We start from the raw sequence: 760 nt of genomic DNA on the forward strand, positions 1-760 counted from the left end.
CTGTCAATTAGGTATTTGAAGCCTATCAAAAAGAGACTGGTCGCCCTTCCACACGTGCAGGTTTCTATTACCACCTGAAACGAGATGGTTGGCGAACGGTCACTCCTCGACCTGAGCATACCAAGAAGGCAGACGCCCAGACAATTGAGACGTCTAAAAATAAAATCTACATTCGAGACCTTGAGTAAGCGCTTTAAAGAAGAGGGGACTTATAACAAAGTACGTTTGATGTACCAAGATGAAGCTGGTTTCGGAAGAATCAGTAAGATGAGTTCTTGTTGGGCTCCTCAAGGAATCCGACCTAGCATTCCTAGTCATTATATGCGAGAATATCGCTATTGTTATGGGGCAGTAGATGCTCAGACAGGAGATTCCTTTTTCCTCATTGCTGGAGGATGCAATACTGAGTGGACCAATGAATTTCTACGGCAAGTCTCACAAGCTTATCCAGATGACTATATTTTACTTGTCATGGATAATGCTATATGGCATAGATCAAGTACCTTAGAGATTCCAAGTAATATTGAGTTGGCTTTTATCCCACCTTATACACCAGAAATGAACCCTATTGAACAAGTCTGGAAAGAAATTCGAAAACGAGGTTTTAAAAACAAGGTTTTCCAAACATTGGAAGCCGTCATTGATAAGCTTCAAGAAGTTATTCAAGGACTGGAAAAAAGCGTTTTAAAGTCCACTGTCAGCAGATAATGGACAAGGTTGCTTTTTGAAAATGATTGAGTATCATAATGCCCATTCTCCA

At 40.7% G+C, this 760-nt stretch carries 1 pseudogene; it reads left to right on the forward strand.

Annotated elements, in window-relative coordinates:
• Positions 1-11: 11 nt before the first annotated feature.
• Positions 12-666, forward strand: a pseudogene (locus HT736_RS09605) (IS630 family transposase); the annotation flags it as partial.
• Positions 667-760 lie beyond the last annotated feature (94 nt).

Source organism: Streptococcus sp. 339, assembly GCF_013277285.1.
In the GTDB taxonomy this organism is placed as follows: Bacteria; Bacillota; Bacilli; order Lactobacillales; family Streptococcaceae; genus Streptococcus; species Streptococcus pseudopneumoniae.